At 30.4% G+C, this 339-nt stretch carries 1 protein-coding gene; it reads right to left on the bottom strand.

Annotated features, from left to right (window positions below; all coding sequences use genetic code 11):
- Positions 1–339: hypothetical protein (locus QWI17_RS08845; protein ID WP_302722155.1), on the bottom strand; the 339-nt coding region annotated here is incomplete at both ends.

The raw sequence follows: 339 nt of genomic DNA, 5'->3' as shown, positions 1-339 counted from the left end.
CATGTTTAAATAGCCATTTTTATTTTTGGCAAGCATTACAATTTGGTAGCCATTGTCTTTAGATGATTTATTTGTGTGATCTTCACAAACATTAAATTCACAACCCGAAATTGGTTTAAAAGGAATTCTATATTCATTTTGGTCGTAGTCTAAATCAACTACTGTTCTTATTTCTTTTTCTACTTCTTTCCCTTTTTCTTTAACTAGTTTATAGGTTACGTATTCTAGCTCAACTTCTTCTTTTGTTGCTTTTCGTTTTTTTATGGTTTCCCATTCTTGGTCTAAAATTTCAAGATTTACTCTGACTTTTTTGGGCTTCTTTTCTTTTCCATCGTCTAC

This window comes from Gilvimarinus gilvus (assembly GCF_030518155.1).
Taxonomy (GTDB): domain Bacteria; phylum Pseudomonadota; class Gammaproteobacteria; order Pseudomonadales; family Cellvibrionaceae; genus Gilvimarinus; species Gilvimarinus gilvus.
The sequence above is the reverse complement of the archived record's forward strand: the minus strand, read 5'-3'. Positions and strand labels throughout refer to the sequence as shown.